The organism is Xanthobacter agilis (assembly GCF_021730435.1).
In the GTDB taxonomy this organism is placed as follows: Bacteria; Pseudomonadota; Alphaproteobacteria; order Rhizobiales; family Xanthobacteraceae; genus Xanthobacter; species Xanthobacter agilis.
In genome coordinates this window covers 1-15,150 of record NZ_JABWGX010000037.1, presented here as the reverse complement: position 1 = coordinate 15,150, position 15,150 = coordinate 1, and the positions used below count along the sequence as shown (strand labels likewise).

Annotated in this window: 14 protein-coding genes, 1 tRNA gene and 1 riboswitch; of the genes, 2 read left to right on the top strand and 13 right to left on the bottom strand. The window is 65.8% G+C overall.

What is annotated here, in order from left to right:
- Window positions 1–2: 2 nt before the first annotated feature.
- Window positions 3–2,906, bottom strand: coding sequence for a ribonucleoside-diphosphate reductase subunit alpha (locus HUW53_RS19935; protein WP_370877841.1), 2,904 nt, complete (start codon window positions 2,904–2,906; stop codon window positions 3–5).
- 106 nt (window positions 2,907–3,012) lie between these two features.
- A riboswitch (cobalamin riboswitch) is annotated at window positions 3,013–3,211 on the bottom strand.
- 566 nt (window positions 3,212–3,777) lie between these two features.
- On the opposite strand from HUW53_RS19935, the gene HUW53_RS19930 reads away from it, so the two are divergent.
- Both HUW53_RS19930 and HUW53_RS19925 read left to right on the top strand, forming a co-directional pair.
- Window positions 3,778–3,854, top strand: a tRNA-Arg gene (locus HUW53_RS19930).
- 574 nt (window positions 3,855–4,428) lie between these two features.
- Window positions 4,429–5,385: a LysR family transcriptional regulator gene (locus tag HUW53_RS19925; protein WP_237347509.1), complete on the top strand. Its 957-nt coding sequence runs from the start codon at window positions 4,429–4,431 to the stop codon at window positions 5,383–5,385.
- Here HUW53_RS19925 and HUW53_RS19920 read toward each other — a convergent pair.
- From HUW53_RS19920 to HUW53_RS19865, 12 genes are all read right to left on the bottom strand, one after another.
- Window positions 5,270–5,557: a DUF2274 domain-containing protein gene (locus tag HUW53_RS19920; protein WP_237347508.1), complete on the bottom strand. Its 288-nt coding sequence runs from the start codon at window positions 5,555–5,557 to the stop codon at window positions 5,270–5,272. The genes HUW53_RS19925 and HUW53_RS19920 overlap by 116 nt on opposite strands.
- 1 nt (window position 5,558) lies before the next feature.
- Entirely contained in the window at window positions 5,559–6,806 is a 1,248-nt protein-coding gene (locus tag HUW53_RS19915) for a TraB/TrbI/VirB10 family type IV secretion system protein (protein WP_237347507.1), read from the bottom strand.
- Complete coding sequence (gene trbG / locus HUW53_RS19910; protein WP_237347506.1) at window positions 6,803–7,855, bottom strand: P-type conjugative transfer protein TrbG; 1,053 nt, start codon at window positions 7,853–7,855, stop codon at window positions 6,803–6,805. The genes HUW53_RS19915 and trbG overlap by 4 nt, the downstream gene beginning before the upstream one ends.
- The gene (trbF, locus tag HUW53_RS19905; protein WP_237347505.1) at window positions 7,852–8,541 is read right to left on the bottom strand and encodes a conjugal transfer protein TrbF; all 690 of its coding nucleotides are present in this window, start codon (window positions 8,539–8,541) and stop codon (window positions 7,852–7,854) included. Before trbF ends, trbG begins: the two co-directional genes overlap by 4 nt.
- Window positions 8,538–9,809 carry a P-type conjugative transfer protein TrbL gene (trbL, locus tag HUW53_RS19900; protein WP_237347504.1) on the bottom strand — a complete coding sequence of 424 codons (1,272 nt, stop codon included), beginning with the start codon at window positions 9,807–9,809 and terminating at the stop codon, window positions 8,538–8,540. Before trbL ends, trbF begins: the two co-directional genes overlap by 4 nt.
- The gene (gene trbK-alt / locus HUW53_RS19895) at window positions 9,806–10,069 is read right to left on the bottom strand and encodes a putative entry exclusion protein TrbK-alt (RefSeq protein WP_237347503.1); all 264 of its coding nucleotides are present in this window, start codon (window positions 10,067–10,069) and stop codon (window positions 9,806–9,808) included. Before trbK-alt ends, trbL begins: the two co-directional genes overlap by 4 nt.
- 9 nt (window positions 10,070–10,078) lie before the next feature.
- Entirely contained in the window at window positions 10,079–10,813 is a 735-nt protein-coding gene (gene trbJ / locus HUW53_RS19890; protein ID WP_237347502.1) for a P-type conjugative transfer protein TrbJ, read from the bottom strand.
- Window positions 10,810–13,248 carry a conjugal transfer protein TrbE gene (trbE, locus tag HUW53_RS19885; RefSeq protein WP_237347501.1) on the bottom strand — a complete coding sequence of 813 codons (2,439 nt, stop codon included), beginning with the start codon at window positions 13,246–13,248 and terminating at the stop codon, window positions 10,810–10,812. Before trbE ends, trbJ begins: the two co-directional genes overlap by 4 nt.
- A gap of 12 nt (window positions 13,249–13,260) precedes the next feature.
- Complete coding sequence (locus HUW53_RS19880) at window positions 13,261–13,533, bottom strand: VirB3 family type IV secretion system protein (RefSeq protein WP_237347500.1); 273 nt, start codon at window positions 13,531–13,533, stop codon at window positions 13,261–13,263.
- Window positions 13,533–13,829, bottom strand: coding sequence for a TrbC/VirB2 family type IV secretion system protein (locus HUW53_RS19875; RefSeq protein ID WP_237347518.1), 297 nt, complete (start codon window positions 13,827–13,829; stop codon window positions 13,533–13,535). The genes HUW53_RS19880 and HUW53_RS19875 overlap by 1 nt, the downstream gene beginning before the upstream one ends.
- A 32-nt stretch (window positions 13,830–13,861) precedes the next feature.
- On the bottom strand, window positions 13,862–14,848 hold the full coding sequence (gene trbB, locus HUW53_RS19870; protein WP_237347499.1) for a P-type conjugative transfer ATPase TrbB: 987 nt from the start codon (window positions 14,846–14,848) through the stop codon (window positions 13,862–13,864).
- Between the two features lie 78 nt (window positions 14,849–14,926).
- A partial coding sequence (locus HUW53_RS19865; protein WP_237347498.1) for a hypothetical protein occupies window positions 14,927–15,150 on the bottom strand: 224 nt, incomplete at its 5' end.

The window sequence follows — 15,150 nt, the reverse complement described above, 5'->3', positions numbered from 1 at the left end:
GCTCACTGGCAGGCTTCGCAGGTCGGGTCGTCGATGGCGCAGGCGCTCGGCGCGGCCGGGTCGTTGAATGGCGGCGTCTCGACCAGGATGGGACCGGCCGCCGCGACCGTGAGGCCGCCGACGGCAACGGCGTTGAGCTTGCCGTCGGTGCCCTTGAGGGTGGATTTTTCCACATGGGTGGCGCTGAGGCCGCGCAAATAATAGGTGGTCTTGAGACCCAGCCGCCAGGCCAGGCGATAGGCTTCATCAAGTTTCCGGCCCGAGGGCTGCGCCATGTAGAGATTGAGCGACTGGCCCTGGTCGATCCATTTCTGTCGGCGCGCGGCGGCGCGGATCAGCCAGCTCGGTTCGATCTCGAAGGAGGTGGCATAGAGCGCTTTCAGATCGTCGGGTACGCGGTCGATCCGGCTGACCATGCCATCATAATATTTCAGGTCGCAGATCATGACTTCGTCCCATAGCCCGCGCGCCTTCAGGTCGCGCACGAGGTCGGCATTCACCACGGTGAAGTCACCGGACATGTTCGCCTTGACGTAGAGCTGGCTGTAGGACGGCTCGATGGATTGGGAGACGCCGACGATGTTGGAAATGGTGGCGGTCGGCGCGATCGCCATGGTGTTCGAGTTGCGCATGCCGGTGGTCTGCACCCGTTGGCGCAGGCTCTCCCAGTCCAGCGTCGAGGACCGGTCAAGCTCCACATCGCCGTCGCGGGCCTGCGACAGGATTTCGAGCGAATCGATCGGCAGGATGCCCTTCGACCACAGCGAGCCGGCGAAACTCGGATAGCGGCCGCGCTCGGCGGCGAGATCGACCGAGGCCGAGATCGCATGAAAGCTGATCGCCTCCATGGAGGTGTCGGCAAAGTTGACCGCGGCTTCGGACGCCGCCGGCAGGCGCAGGGTCTGGAGCGCGTCCTGGAAGCCCATCAGCCCCAGGCCCACCGGGCGGTGCCGCAGGTTGGAGCGGCGCGCCTCGGAGATGGTGTAGAAATTGATGTCCACCACATTGTCGAGCATGCGCATGGCGGTCGTCACCGTGCGCTTGAGCTTTTCCTGATCGAGCCCCTCAACGGTGACATGGGCGGCAAGGTTAACCGAGCCCAGGTTGCAGACCGCGACCTCGTCGGCGCTGGTGTTCAGCGTGATCTCGGCGCACAGGTTCGAGGAGTGCACCACACCGGCATGGCTCTGCGGGGAGCGCAGGTTGCAGGCATCCTTGAAGGTGATCCAGGGGTGGCCGGTCTCGAACAGCATGGTCAGCATCCGCCGCCAGAGGTCGACCGCGGCCACCTGTTTGAACACCTTGATGTCCCCGCGCCGGGCCTTTTCCTCATAGGCTTCATAGGCGGCCTTGAAGGGCTTGCCATAAAGATCGTGCAGGTCCGGCACTTCGTCGGGCGAGAACAAGGTCCATGGTCCGCCGGTCTCGACCCGCTGCATGAACAGATCGGGGATCCAGTTTGCCGTGTTCATGTCGTGGGTGCGGCGGCGGTCGTCGCCGGTGTTCTTCCGCAGGTCGAGAAACTCCTCGATGTCCACATGCCAGGTTTCGAGGTACGCGCAGACCGCGCCCTTGCGCTTGCCACCCTGGTTGACCGCGATGGCGGTATCGTTGGCTACCTTGAGGAACGGCACGATGCCCTGGCTTTCGCCGTTGGTGCCCTTGATGTGCGCGCCGAGGCCGCGCACCGGCGTCCAGTCATTGCCGAGGCCGCCGGAATATTTGGCGAGCAGGGCGTTGTCCTTCACCGCCTTGAAGATGCCCTCGAGATCGTCCGCCACCGTGGTCAGGAAGCAGGAGGACAGCTGCGGCCTGAGCGTGCCGGCGTTGAACAAGGTCGGCGTCGAAGCCATGAAATCGAAGGACGAAAGCAGATCGTAAAAGGCGATGGCCTGCGCTTCCCGATCCACCTCGCGCATAGCCAGCCCCATGGCGACCCGCATGAAGAACGCCTGCGGCAGCTCGAAGCGGGTGCCGCAGACATGGAGAAAATAGCGATCATAGAGGGTCTGCAGGCCGAGATAATCAAACTTGAGGTCGCGCTCGGGCTTGAGCGCGGCCGCAAGCCGGCTCAGATCGAAGCGGCCGAGCTCGGGATCGAGCAGAGCATTGGCGATACCGGTCTTCACATAAACGTGGAGATACGCGCCATAGCGCTCCGCCATCTCGGCCTGCGTCGCCTGTTCCGGCCGTCCGGCGACGAAGCTCAAGGCCTCTCTTCGCAGCTTGTCCAGCAGCAGGCGGGCGCTGACCTTGGAATAGTTTGGCTCGGTCTCCACCAGCGTGCGCGCCGCCAGGATGGGCGCCTGCGCCAGTTCGTCGAGCGAGATGCCGTCATAGAGATTGCGCCGCGCCTCCGTGAGGATCGCCTCGGCGCAGACGCCGTCGAGCTCCGCGCAGGCCTCGCCGATCACGGTGGCGAGGCGCCCGGCATCCAGCGGCTCAAGTGTGCCGTCCGCCGCCGTCATCCGCAGCATGGGGGCGGGGATGGCCACCGGCCGTGCCGCGGCGCGGGCCTTCGCGCGCTCCTCGCGATAGAGCACATAGGCTCGGGCGACCTTGTGGTGCTCGCCGCGCATCAGCGCCAATTCCACCTGATCCTGAACCTCCTCGATATGAAAGGTCCGTCCGATGTCGGGGCGCCGGGTCAGGCTTGCCACGATCTGTTCGGTCAGGCCGGCGACGATGTCGTGGATGCGGCGAGACGCGGCGGCGGGCTGTCCTTCCACGGCCAGAAAGGCCTTGGTTAACGCGACCGTGATCTTCGAGGCATCGAACGGCGTGACCGCGCCGTTGCGACGGATGAGCTGGTAGCCGGGGGCGCTCGTCGCCACCGCATGGTCGGCCCCCGGCGGATGGAGCTGTTGGAGTCCATTGGCATGGCGTTCGGCGGTCGCAGGCATCATCATCCCCGATGTGGAACTGGGGGCGGAGTTCGGGCGGACGCGTGCGAAAAACCGGGCCGGCACAGGCCACCCGGAGCAAGCGTTCCCCCGGGACACCCCGCCCGTGGACGTTCATGATGTCGCGGCAGGTCTCCTGGCTCGCGGGTCATGGCTCTTGTCCGTCTTCCCAAAGCCTTGCGGCCCCAGTGACATGGCTTGAACAAGAACTCGCCGCTTACAGTTGCGGGGGCAGCGCCGGCTTCAAACCGACTTCCCTCTTCGCTCTCGATCTTGCGAGTCGAGAGACCGTGACCACAACATTTAGTGGCCATCGCGGCATGAATGTCAATCCTTCGCGCTTCCAGCCGCCCATCCGCAGCCGGCGGAGTGGAGCTTCGCAAGCGTCGCGATCGCAGCGGGGATTTTAGGTGGTGTGGCTGACAAGCCGACGGCGGGGCGTGGTCGTCAATCCGCGTGCCGTGGCGCACCGGAAAAGTGAAAAACATGGCCGATTGCCGCGCAAGATCTCGGGTGCTCCACGCGGCCGCTTGCCCTTGATCCCATTAAAATAAATATATATCAAATGCTTGTATCTCTTTTCCGGTCGCTGTGAGGGGCTGTCGAGACTGGAATCGCGGATACGAATGGCTGTGCGAAAAAGGCGGGGCCGGAGTTGCCGGATGCGAATGTATGGATTATGAAAGCCACAATAGACATCGCGTTCCTGCACCCGTAGCTCAGCTGGATAGAGCGCCGCCCTCCGAAGGCACGTGTCAAGCCGGCTGGTGCGAAAAGTGTGAAGAAAAGCGTTTTTGAATTCAACGACTTGCGAGCGTTGGGCCGAGGGCTTCACTTTCGCAGGAAATCCGAGTAAGCACTGCGTAAGCAGCAGGCACCCGTAGCTCAGCTGGATAGAGCGCCGCCCTCCGAAGGCGGAGGCCACACGTTCGAATCGTGTCGGGTGCGCCATGCAACTGATGATTGTTTTGGCGTTTGCGCATCATCCCGCGATCCGAACCGGGCGGGGAACATTAATCGCCTAGGACCACGATGTGGCTCGCTTCGCTCCATATAGGGGGCGTGAGCGGATAGCTGCGTTGGGCGACAGCGTCGGCCTGTGCTTGGTGTCCCATCTCCTTCAACTGCGTCCCTCCGAAGCGTCTTCCCGGAGCAGAGATCGCAACTCAAGTCGCTCTCCAACCGCCTGACGGCTTCCAATAGCAACTTTGAACGTGGTTCCGCCGCTCGGCGTGGCTGTCAAAGATGGCTGTCGGGCTCACGGTCTCGCGCTTGCCGGCCAAACGAGGTGAGCGCCAAATCGGAGGGGTAAAATGGGTGGTCAGCGATCAAGGTAAGAGCGGGATCCCCAGCGGATGATGCAACGATTCGCTCGGCGGCGAACGGGCGAGGGATGCCGAGAGCGCCGGCAAATGCGACGCTAAGGACAACTTAAGATTGCGACTTTGGCTGGCGAGTGGTAAATTTTCCCTATTTCGGTTGTGCGTTGAGGCGTGTTGTGAGGCGAGCATTATTTGATATCGAAGTGCGTGATCTCCGATATTTCATCGCGGCAGCAGATGCTGGAAGCTTTCGGAAGGCGGCAGCGGCACTGGGGGTGCAGGAATCCTCCGTCAGTCGTCGGATTCGCGACGTTGAAGACCAGATCGGCGCGTCCCTGTTCGTGCGGCACTCAGGGGGAATTAACCTGACGATGGCCGGCCAGCGCTTCCTTCATCGTGCCCGTCATGCCCTGGACCACATTCAGGACGGGGCTGCAGAAGTGGCTGCCATCGGACGGGCGGAGGGTGGATATCTCAAGGTTGGACTGTTTTCGTCCCTTTCCTCCGGATTTTTGTCAACCTTGTTTCGAGCATATGATGCAAGACATGGATCAGTTCACATCGACTTCGTCGAGGGTGAAGCACATGAGCACATCAATGCCCTTCGCCAATTTCAGGTTGATATCGCCTTTGTCATTGGGCTGAGCGATTTTGGCGAGTGCGACTCAGCTTACCTTTGGTCGGAACAGGTGCTGGTGGCATTGCCTGAAGGCCATCAGCTTGCTGCCTTGGCGTCATTGACATGGCGGGATCTCAGAGCTGAGAAATTCCTTCTCCGAGACACGCCAGCGGGCGCGCGGATTCAAGACTATGTTGTCCGGCGAATCCGGGAGGTCGAAGGAGAGGCCCGTGTCGAGGCGCAGGGGGTCGGGCGCTACAAGCTTCTCAATCTGGTGGCGTCCGGCCGCGGAACGACGTTGATCATCGAATCGGAACGTCTGGTGAAGGTCGCCGGGGTGACCTATCGCCCGCTGCACGACGAGGTGGTTTCATTCCATGCGGCCTGGTCGCCGAAGAACGACAATCCCGCGTTTCGAACGCTCCTCAGCCTTGCCCGGACGATGGCTCCCTCCTCGGAAGCGAACCCAGCGATTGCCCGTTCGCAGGATCTGGAGGCGCAGCGCGCCGAGCCTTCGCAAATCCACGATCCGTCGCGATGAAGCGCTCAAGCATGGGGACTACGAGACGGGATGGCTCTGTAGGGGACTGATTGTTTTCCCGACTAAGGATTTCCGAGTAGGCGACAAGGTCCCGATGCAGCTTCGCCGGTAGCTCCACGGTCACCTTCACCGGCTTCTCGTCAAGGATCTCGCTGAGCTTCAGCTTCGGCATGTCAGCCTCCGTAAGGTTCAAGAACGAGATCGCGCGTGACGATGACCCGCACCGGGTATCCCGGCCGGACACTGAGCGTCGGGGCGATGTTGAGCTGGCGCTGGACGATCTGGCGGCCGGTCTGGCTGATGCTGTCGGAGGCGCCCTCGCGCAGGGCGCTGGCGAGGTCGCTGTCGCTACCTGACGTGCCTGCGCTCGCCCCGACGCTCAGGATGGTGGAGAGCACAGCCGCCTTGAACAGCTCGCCCCAGTGATAGTCGGCGCCATCCTCAAGGCCGGCGTAGCCCTCGGCGTCGGCTCCGGGCTGGCGCTCCAGCACGATGGAGCGGCCATTGGGGAAGATAAGGCGGTTCCAAGCCAGAAGCACCCGGCGCTGCCCGAAGCCGACGCCATTGTCGTACTGGCCGATGATGCGGGTGCCCTGAGGGATCAGGAGGATCCGGCCGGTCGGGCTATCATGAACATTCTCGGTCACCTGAGCGGTGATCTGACCCGGCAGGTCGGAGCGGATGCCGGTGATCAGCGCAGCGGGGATGACGGCGCCGGCTTGCAGGACATTGGCCGAGGCCGGAGCCGCCACACGGTCGGGCGCGACGCTGCGCCGGTCCACCGCCTGGTTGAGGAAGGCGAGCTGGCGCTCCTGGGCCGTCGGTGTCGCCGCCGGCGGGGCAAGACCAAGGGACGTCAGATCCGGGACAGGAGTCGCCGTCGTTGCCGACGCTGCGCTCACCTGTTGCGCCACGACAGGACTGGCTGGCCGCGTGTTGGTCTGGGCGAACAGCCGTCCTGTCCGCGCCGACTCGGTCTCCTGCTGCTGGCGCTGCTCCTCGGGGCTCAGAGCGGGATTGGGCATGCCTCCCATCGCCGGGATCGGCGGCTGCACTGCCGTCTGCGCATTGAGGATGGGCCGACCGAGGTCGCCGGGCAGAGGCGGCCCAAGCTTGGGGATGCCAGTGTAATCCTTGGGCAGGCCGGCGAGCCCGTCCGGCGTCGCCCTAAAGTCGGTGGCGTACAGCTCCTGGCCGGGTCCGTGGTCTTTCCGCGCCTGCAGGGCGTAGATCAGGGCTCCGCCGATCCCGAGGCCAGCAACCAGCCCCAGCCCGGCCAGAACCTTGCGGGACAGGCGGGTCACCCGCGGCGGCTCGGGCCGCAGCCGCATGGCCGCCATAGCCTCCCCCGTGAGCGGTCGGGCTCCGTCATCGCCAGCCGATCCCAGCCCTTTCTCCTTCCCGGGTTCGATGCCGCTCATAGGACCTGCCTCCCGTCGGTTCGGGAGATCCTCACGCGCTTCTGGTCCTTGTCGGCGCCGAAGCGCAACTCGGCCGCGGCAAACAGGCGGTCGACGATCATGTAATTGCCGCGCACGCGATAGTTGACGAGTTCGGAGGTGTCGCCCTGCGAGCCGACCACGAAGAGCGGCGGCATCTCGCCCTGGGCGATGCCGCGCGGAAACTCGATGAACACCTGCTGGCCATCGTCGAAGGCGCGTAGCGGCCGCCACGGCGCCCGGTCTCCAGTCACCTCGTAGCGAAAGTTCACTCGTGTGAGATCGATGCCGGTGGCGACCGGCTGCACCACCTGAGCCTCGGCATTCTGGCGCCGCAGCGCGATGAGCTGGTCCTGTGGATACTGCCAGGAGACCGAGGCCATGTAGGTCTTCTCGGTGGAGCGCAGCTCCATGTGATAGGTGCGCAGATTGGTGTTGATGACGAGGTTGGTGGTGAGGTCCACCCGGGTGGGCTTCACCAGGATGTGGACCTGCTTCGCTCCGCCCGCCCCGCTCTCGGTGTCGCCAATGATCCAGCGCACCGTGTCGCCGGCGGCGACCGGCCCCGTGCCCACCAGTTGCTCACCGGGCTGTAGGGCGATGTCGGTGACCTGCCCCGGCGCTGCATAGACCTGATAGAGCGCGCCTTCCACGAAGGGATAGACCTGCATGGAGTTGATGAAGCCGTTGCGGACGGGTTGCACGCGCGCGGCGGCATTGGCCTGGTTCACGCGAGCTGCAGGGTCGGTCGCTTCCGGTTCTGCCTTGCCGTCCTTCCCCACAGGCTTCAACTGGCCAGGCAGCGGCAAAGGCTTCGGCAGCTCGACGATGCGCACCGGCCCCGGCGGCTCGGCCTTGAAGACGGCGGGCGGAGCATCGTCATATTCGATCTCGGGCGGCTTCTCGAAGGTGGCACAGCCGGCGAGGGCGGAAGTGCAAATGAGGAGAAGCGGCAAGCCGGACTTACGGAACGCCTGAGAAGAGAGGACACGGCGCGCCGGCCTCCCGGATGTGCGGATGGCCGTCGTCATTGTGCGAGTTCCTTCGACCAGTTGATGGCGTTGACGTAGATCCCGAGCGGATTGGCCCGGAGGCGCTCGGCGTCCCGCGGCGCCTGCACCACGACGGTGAGGATGGCGCTCCAGCGGGCGGTGTCGGCGAGGCTGCCGTCCTGGTAGCGGCGCTCGGTCCAGGCAATGCGGAAGGAGTCCGGCGAGGCGCGGATGACGCTCGAGACCTCCACCGCTACCTGTTGCTTGCCGACCCGGGCGAAGGGATCGTTGGCTCGGGCATAGTCATTGAGCGCGATGGCGCCGGCCTGCGTCGTATAGGCATAGGCCCTAAGCCAGTTCTGCCGGACGATGACGGGATCGGCGGAGATGCTGCGCACCTCCTCGATGAAGCGGGCGAGGTGGAAGGCGATCTGGGGATCGGAGGGGCGATAGTCCGAGGTGGCGGGTGCAACCGCCTGCGCCTGCCCGAGCTTGTCCACCTGAACGACCCACGGAACCACCGAGCCGCTCAGCGCCTGCCAGGCCAGAGCCCCGGAGAGGCCTGCCGCAAGCGCGAGGCAACCGAAGGCCATGAGGCGCCAGTTCTTCGCCTGAACGCGAGCGGAGCCGATGCGATCGTCCCAGACCTGGGCCGCACGCTGATACGGCGTCTCGGGTTCGGGAGATCGGCCGTAATGGACCGATGGTCGCTTGAAGGGCGTCATGGGCGATCGCTTTCGGAGAGGGAGATGGAGGAGCCACCGCCATGGCTGTCGCCGGACCGCACCGCGTGTGTGGCGGTCTGGATGCCGTGAGCGACCTGCTGGGAGCGGCGCATGCGCTGGGCCCAATCCGGGACATCTCCGGAAGAGGCCGGACTGCTCGGCGGGGTGGGAGTGGCTCCAGAGGTCGGCGAGGCGGCGGCTGATCCGCGCAACGGAGAGGCTGCCCCAGCGCGCGCGACGCCGCCCAGACCTCCTGCGACGCCGGACAGCCCAGACTGGCCGGCGGCCCCCGCGCTGTAGGCGGATGCAGCACCTCCGGCGAGGTTCGCGCCAGCTCGTGCTGCCGCTGCTGTTCCCGACAGGGCAGCGCCGGCTCCGCGTACCGCGACGCCAGCGGCACCCGCTCCCGCGAGCGCCACACCTCCTGCGGCAAGCCCAGTCCCCACGGCGGCGCCGGCTCCGAGTTGCGGCGCGCCGGTGATCAGGCCTGTGGCGATCCCCGGTCCGAAAATGCCGAGGCCGAGCAGCGCCAGCGCTGCCAGCACGGCGGACAGGGCCTGGCTGATGGTCGGCTGGGCATCGCCATAGGAGGTGGCGAATTGAGAGAACAGCCCTGAGCCGATGCCGACGATGACGGCGAGCACCATCACCTTGACGCCCGACGCCACGATGTTGCCGAGCACCTTCTCGGCGAGGAAGGCGGTCTTGCCGAAGAAGGCGAAGGGGAGGAGGACGAAGCCGGCGAGCGTCGTCAGCTTGAACTCGATGAGGGTGACGAAGAGCTGCACCGCCAGGATGAAGAAGGCGATGAGGATCAGGAGCCAGGAGACGAGAAGCACGGCGATCTGCACGGCATTGACGAAGAGCGCCACAGGCCCGGTGAGTTGGCTGGCCGCATCGAGCAATGGTTGGCCGGCGGTGAGCCCCACTTCCGCGAGCCGCCCCGGCCGCAGGAACTCCGCCGTGCTGATGGTCGACCCGCCGGCCTTGAGGCCGAGCCCGGCGAAGCTCTCGAAGACGATCTTCGCAAGGCCGTTGAAGTTGCCGATGATCCAGGCGAAGAAGCCGATGGCGAGGGTTTTGCGCACCAGCCGGCGCATCACGTCCTCGTCGGCGCCCCAGGCCCAGAACAGGCCCGCGAGCGTGATGTCGAGGGCGATCAGGATGGAGGAGAGGCCCGCCACCTCGCCCTTGATCAGGCCGAAGCCGGAATCGATGTAGCTGGTGAAGGTGTTGAGGAAGGTGTCGATGACGCCCACGTCATTCATGGCGTCGCTCCGTCCACGGGCTTGCCGAAGAAGCGGCGGCGGTTCGCCTCCCAGAGCGCGGCGCAATGCGGATCGACGGGATCGGTCCGCTCCAGCGTGGCGCAGCTCTTGAGGTCGACCGAGGAGACGTTTCCTGCTGGCACGCTGCTGATAGTGACAGTCGGCTCGTGAGGCCTGCCTGCGGCCGTGGCCAGGGCTGTAATCACCGCGCCCACAAGGCCGGCGACGACGAGGGTTCGGAGCGCGGTGCCCTGATCCATGGCCGCGCCTCAGTTCCCGCGGAACATGGTGACGGTGGAGGGCTGGTAGCTCGACCGGGTGGAGAAGCGCCGGTAGCGCTCCTCGCCTTCCGACACCGCCGTCGCGCGCTCGGCATCGGACAGGGCCTGCGCCCGGCCATTGGCAGCCATCACCGCCGTGAGGTCGGAGAGCTGCTGCGACTGGAGCGCCTGGAGCTGGTTGCCGGCCTGCATCGCCTGTAGTGCGCCGCTCGCCGCCTGGCTCTGGCCGACCAGCGTCGAGGCCTGGGTGCGGCCGGAATCGAGATTGCCCACGACGCCCGCCTGCACCCGCAGCGCATCCTGCAGGCCGGCGACCGTGGTCTCCCAGCGGCTCCTGGCCTGGGTGACAAGAGCGGCATCCGAACTGCTCACGGAGACCGAGCCGTACTGGCCCTGGAACGCCCGATCGATGGCGCCGACGTCATAGGCGATCTTCTGGGCCTGCCCGAGCAGTTGCTGGGTACGCTGGGCCGACTGCTGGAGCGCGCTCAGGGAGGAATATGGCAGGCTCGCGAGGTTGCGGGCCTGGTTGATCAGCATCTGTGCTTCATTCTGAAGCGAGGTGATCTGGTTGGTGACCTGCTGAAGCGCCCGCGCCGCCTGGAGGACGTTCTGGGCATAGTTGGAGGGGTCAAAGACCACGGCCTGTGCCGCGGCCGGCGCGAGCGGACACATGAGGAGCGGCGCAGCGACGAGCGCCGCCCGCAGCATCAGGCGGATCATGAGCGTGTCTCCAGAAGGTCGAGGGTGGGGATGAGGTCGGCGGCCCAGCCGAGGCCCCGATGCCGTAGCCAGGCGGCGAGGAAACCATCGCGCCCATGCTCGGCGAGGATCTGCGAGAGCGCAGCCTGATCGGTCTTGGACCCGGCGGCGCACAAGGCGAGCGCCACCTGCGACAGCCCGAGCTCGAACAGGCGGTTGCCGCGTCGGGACTGGCAGTAATAGTCCCGCTTCGGGGTGGCCCGTGCGAGGATCTCGATCTGCCGGTCGTTGAGGCCGAAGCGCCGGTAGATGGCGGTGATCTGGGGCTCGACGGCCCGCTCGTTGGGGAGCAGCAGCCGCGTCTGGCAGCTCTCGATGATGGCCGGGGCGATGGCCGAGCCGTCGATGTCGGAGAGGGACTGCGTGGCGAAGACGACGCTGGCGTTCTTCTTCCGCAGCGTCTTGAGCCACTCGCGGAGCTGGCCGGCAAAGCCCGGATCATCGAGGGCGAGCCATCCCTCGTCGATGATGAGGAGGGTCGGCGATCCGTCGAGCCGGTCCTCGATGCTGTGAAACAGATAGGACAGCACCGCCGGGGCCGCACTGGTGCCGATCAGCCCCTCGGTCTCGAAGGCCTGGACGGACGCCTGTCCCAGGTGCTCGACCTCCGCATCGAGCAGCCGGCCATGGGCGCCACCGATACAATAGGGACGCAGCGCCTGTTTGAGATCGTTGGACTGGAGCAGGACGGCGAGGCCGGTCAGGGTGCGCTCCTCGACCGGCGCGGAGGCGAGCGAGGTGAGGGTCGACCAGATATGCTCCTTCACCTCCGGGGCGATGGAAACGCCCTCGCGGGAGAGGATCGCCGTGATCCAGTCAGCAGCCCACGAGCGTTCGGCGAGCTCATCCACACGGGCGAGCGGCTGGAGCGCGACGCTGTCTTCGCTCCCATCGGACAGGCTTCCGCCGAGGTCGTGCCAGTCGCCGCCCATGGCGAGGGCGGCCGCCCGGATGCTGCCGCCGAAGTCGAAGGCGAACACCTGGGATCCGGCATAGCGCCGGAACTGCAATGCCATCAGCGCCAGCAGCACGGACTTGCCGGCGCCGGTCGGTCCCACTACCAGCGTATGGCCCACATCCCCCACATGCAGCGAGAAGCGGAACGGGGTGGAGCCTTCGGTCTTGCCGTAGAACAAAGGCGGCGCCGCAAAATGCCCGTCCTGCTCGTCTCCCGCCCAGACCGCCGAGAGCGGGATCATGTGGGCGAGGTTCAGGGTGGAGACCGGCGGCTGGCGAACGTTGGCATAGACATGCCCCGGCAGGCTGCCGAGCCAGGCGTCTACGGCGTTGATGGTCTCGACCATGGCCGTGAAGTCCTGGCCCTGGATCACCTTCTCCACCAGCCGGAGCTTCTCGTCGGCGATGCGGGGATCGGCACCCCAGACCGTTACCGTGGCGGTGACATAGGCGATGCCGGCATGGTCGGCGCCGAGCTCCTGAAGGGCGAGGTCGGCGTCCTCCACCTTGTTGGCGGCATCCGAATCCACCAGCACCGAAGCTTCGTTGGTCATCACCTCCTTGAGGATGGCGGCGATGGACTTGCGCTTGGCGAACCACTGCCGACGGATTTTCGTGAGCAGCCGGGTCGCGTCTGTCTTATCGAGGAGGATGGCGCGGGTGGACCAGCGATAGGGAAAGGCCAGTCGGTTGAGGTCGTCGAGGATCCCTGGCGTCGTCGCCGTGGGAAAACCCACGATGGTGAGGACACGCAAGTGCTCCGTGCCCAACATGGGCTCCAGCCCACCGGTGAGCGGCTCGTCGGCGAGAAGCGCATCGAGATACATGGGCGTCTCGGGAACGCGCACCCGCTGGCGCCGGGTCGATACGCAGCCGTGCAGATAGGTCAGGGTCTCGGCGTCATCGAGCCAGCGGCACTCCGGCATGAAGCTCTCGACCAGCCGGAGCACCCGGTCTGTCCGGTCGGCGAAGCCATCCAGTGCTTCGCGGGGGTCGACACCCTCGCGCCCACGCCCCTCATAGAGCCAGCTCTCTGCCCGTGCGGCATCCTCCGCTGGTGGGAGCCAACAGAAGGTGAGGAAATAGCTCGACTCAAAATGGCTGCCGGCCTCGGCGAAGCCCGCCTTGCGCTCGGCATCCACCAAAGCGGAAGCGGGATCGGGGAAGAGGCTCTCGGGATAAGCGCCCGCTTCGTGCCGCTGGGCTTCCACGAACAGCGCCCAGCCTGAGCCGAGGCGGCGGAAGGCGCTGTTGAGGCGACCCGCCACCGCCACGAGTTCGGCGGGCACGGCCGAGTCGAGGTCTGGCCCGCGGAAGCGCGCGGTGCGCTGGAAGCTGCCGTCCTTGTTGAGGACGATGCCCGGGTCGACGAGAGCCGCCCACGGCAGATAGTCCGCCAAACGACTCCCCTGACGACGATACTCGGCGAGGTTCATCATGGTGTGCCTCGCTCAGACCGACAGATGGGAGGGGATGCGCAGATGCCGACGCACCACGTCGACAAAGAGCGGATCGCGCTTGGCGGCCCAGACGGCGGCGAGATGGCCGACGGCCCAAAGGGCGAGGCCAACGAGCCAGAGCCTCAGCCCCAGCCCGATGGCGCCGGCGAGGGTGCCGTTGAAGATCGCGATCGCCCGCGGCGCGCCGCCAAGCAGGATCGGCTCGCTCAGGGCCCGGTGGACCGGGACGGAGAAGCCGGGCACTTCGCCGATATCGGCCGGCATCAGACCAGCGCTCCGCCGCTGAAGGAGAAGAAGGACAAGAAGAAGCTCGAGGCGGCGAAGGCGATGGAGAGGCCGAACACGATCTGGATCAGCCGGCGGAACCCGCCGGAGGTGTCGCCGAAGGCGAGTGCGAGGCCGGTCGAGATGATGACGATCACGGCGATGATCTTGGCAACAGGCCCCTGGATGGAGTCCAGGATCGACTGCAGCGGCGTCTCCCAGGGCATGGAGGAACCGGAGGCATGGGCGGCGGACACCGCGCAGGCGAGGGCGGCTGCAGCAGCCGTGGTTATCAGTAGGCGGCGAGGGAGGGAGACGGGGATCGAATTCACGAGGAGGTTCCTTCTTCACAAGGAGGGACGAGGGGGGAGATCCGGTAGTCGCCTTGAGGACCGAGCCCTTCGACACGCACGAGCTCGGTCAACCGGCGCGCGGCACCGCGGCCCGACAGCACGGCGATGAGGTCGATCGTCTCGGCGATCAAAGCGCGCGGGACGGTGACCACGGCTTCCTGGATGAGCTGCTCCAGCCGTCGCAGAGTGCCCATGGCGCTGCCCGCATGGATGGTGCCGATGCCACCGGGATGGCCCGTCCCCCACGCCTTCAGGAGATCCAGAGCCTCTGGGCCGCGCACCTCGCCAATCGGGATGCGGTCGGGCCGCAGGCGGAGCGAGGAGCGCACGAGATCGGAGAGCGAGGCGACGCCGTCCTTCGTGCGCATGGCCACCAGATTGGGCGCGGCGCATTGGAGCTCCCGCGTGTCCTCGATCAGGATGACCCGCTCGGAGGTCTTGGCGACCTCGGCTAGCAGAGCATTGGTGAGGGTGGTTTTGCCGGTGGAGGTGCCACCGGCCACAAGGATGTTGGCACGGGAGACAACACCGTGACGGAGAGCCTCTGCCTGCGGCGCAGACATGATGCCGGCGGCGACATAATCGTCGAGCGTGAACACGGCGACGGCGGGCTTGCGGATGGCGAAGGTCGGAGCCGCAACTACGGGCGGGAGGAGGCCCTCGAAACGCTCACCGGTCCCAGGAAGCTCGGCGGACAGCCGAGGCGCCCCGGCGTGGACCTCGGCGCCGATGTGGTGCGCGACGAGGCGGATGATGCGCTCGCCATCACCGGGAGCCAGCCGCTCCCCCGTGGCGCCGAGGCCTTCGGACAGCCGGTCGGCCCAGAGGCGGCCATCTGGATTGAGCATGACCTCGACGACGGAGGGGTCATCGAGAAGGCGGGAAATCACCGGACCGAGCGCGGTCCTCAGCATGCGCACGCCGCGCGACAGACCCTCTGGATTGTGAGCTGAAGCTGCCATCTCATCCCCGCCTTGGCCGGGAGCGATGCAGGGGCTTCCCGGACGGGGATGATTAAAGAAGGGGGAATTGGGGGAGATTCAACAACGGAAGGCCGGCATCGCAGTCTGGCGTGCAATGGCCTGAAATCGGCGTAGTGCCCTGCCTTGGCACTTGGCCACCGCTTCCGGTGTTGACCCATTTCCGACCTTAGCAACGGCTGCTTCTAGGAAGTTTGGTGATCTTCGCTTAATCGGCTGAAACTGGCGCACGGTAAAACGCTTGAGTTCTGTCGTGGAACCAACCCTAGTGGTTTGGTGCATTA

Coding starts and splice junctions, on each gene's coding strand:
- HUW53_RS19935 (WP_370877841.1), bottom strand. CDS start 2,906: ATGATGCCTGCGACCGCCGAACGCCATGCCAATGGACTCCAACAGCTC.
- HUW53_RS19920 (WP_237347508.1), bottom strand. CDS start 5,557: ATGCCGAAGCTGAAGCTCAGCGAGATCCTTGACGAGAAGCCGGTGAAG.
- HUW53_RS19915 (WP_237347507.1), bottom strand. CDS start 6,806: ATGAGCGGCATCGAACCCGGGAAGGAGAAAGGGCTGGGATCGGCTGGC.
- trbG (WP_237347506.1), bottom strand. CDS start 7,855: ATGACGACGGCCATCCGCACATCCGGGAGGCCGGCGCGCCGTGTCCTC.
- trbF (WP_237347505.1), bottom strand. CDS start 8,541: ATGACGCCCTTCAAGCGACCATCGGTCCATTACGGCCGATCTCCCGAA.
- trbL (WP_237347504.1), bottom strand. CDS start 9,809: ATGAATGACGTGGGCGTCATCGACACCTTCCTCAACACCTTCACCAGC.
- trbK-alt (WP_237347503.1), bottom strand. CDS start 10,069: ATGGATCAGGGCACCGCGCTCCGAACCCTCGTCGTCGCCGGCCTTGTG.
- trbJ (WP_237347502.1), bottom strand. CDS start 10,813: ATGATCCGCCTGATGCTGCGGGCGGCGCTCGTCGCTGCGCCGCTCCTC.
- trbE (WP_237347501.1), bottom strand. CDS start 13,248: ATGATGAACCTCGCCGAGTATCGTCGTCAGGGGAGTCGTTTGGCGGAC.
- HUW53_RS19880 (WP_237347500.1), bottom strand. CDS start 13,533: ATGCCGGCCGATATCGGCGAAGTGCCCGGCTTCTCCGTCCCGGTCCAC.
- trbB (WP_237347499.1), bottom strand. CDS start 14,848: ATGGCAGCTTCAGCTCACAATCCAGAGGGTCTGTCGCGCGGCGTGCGC.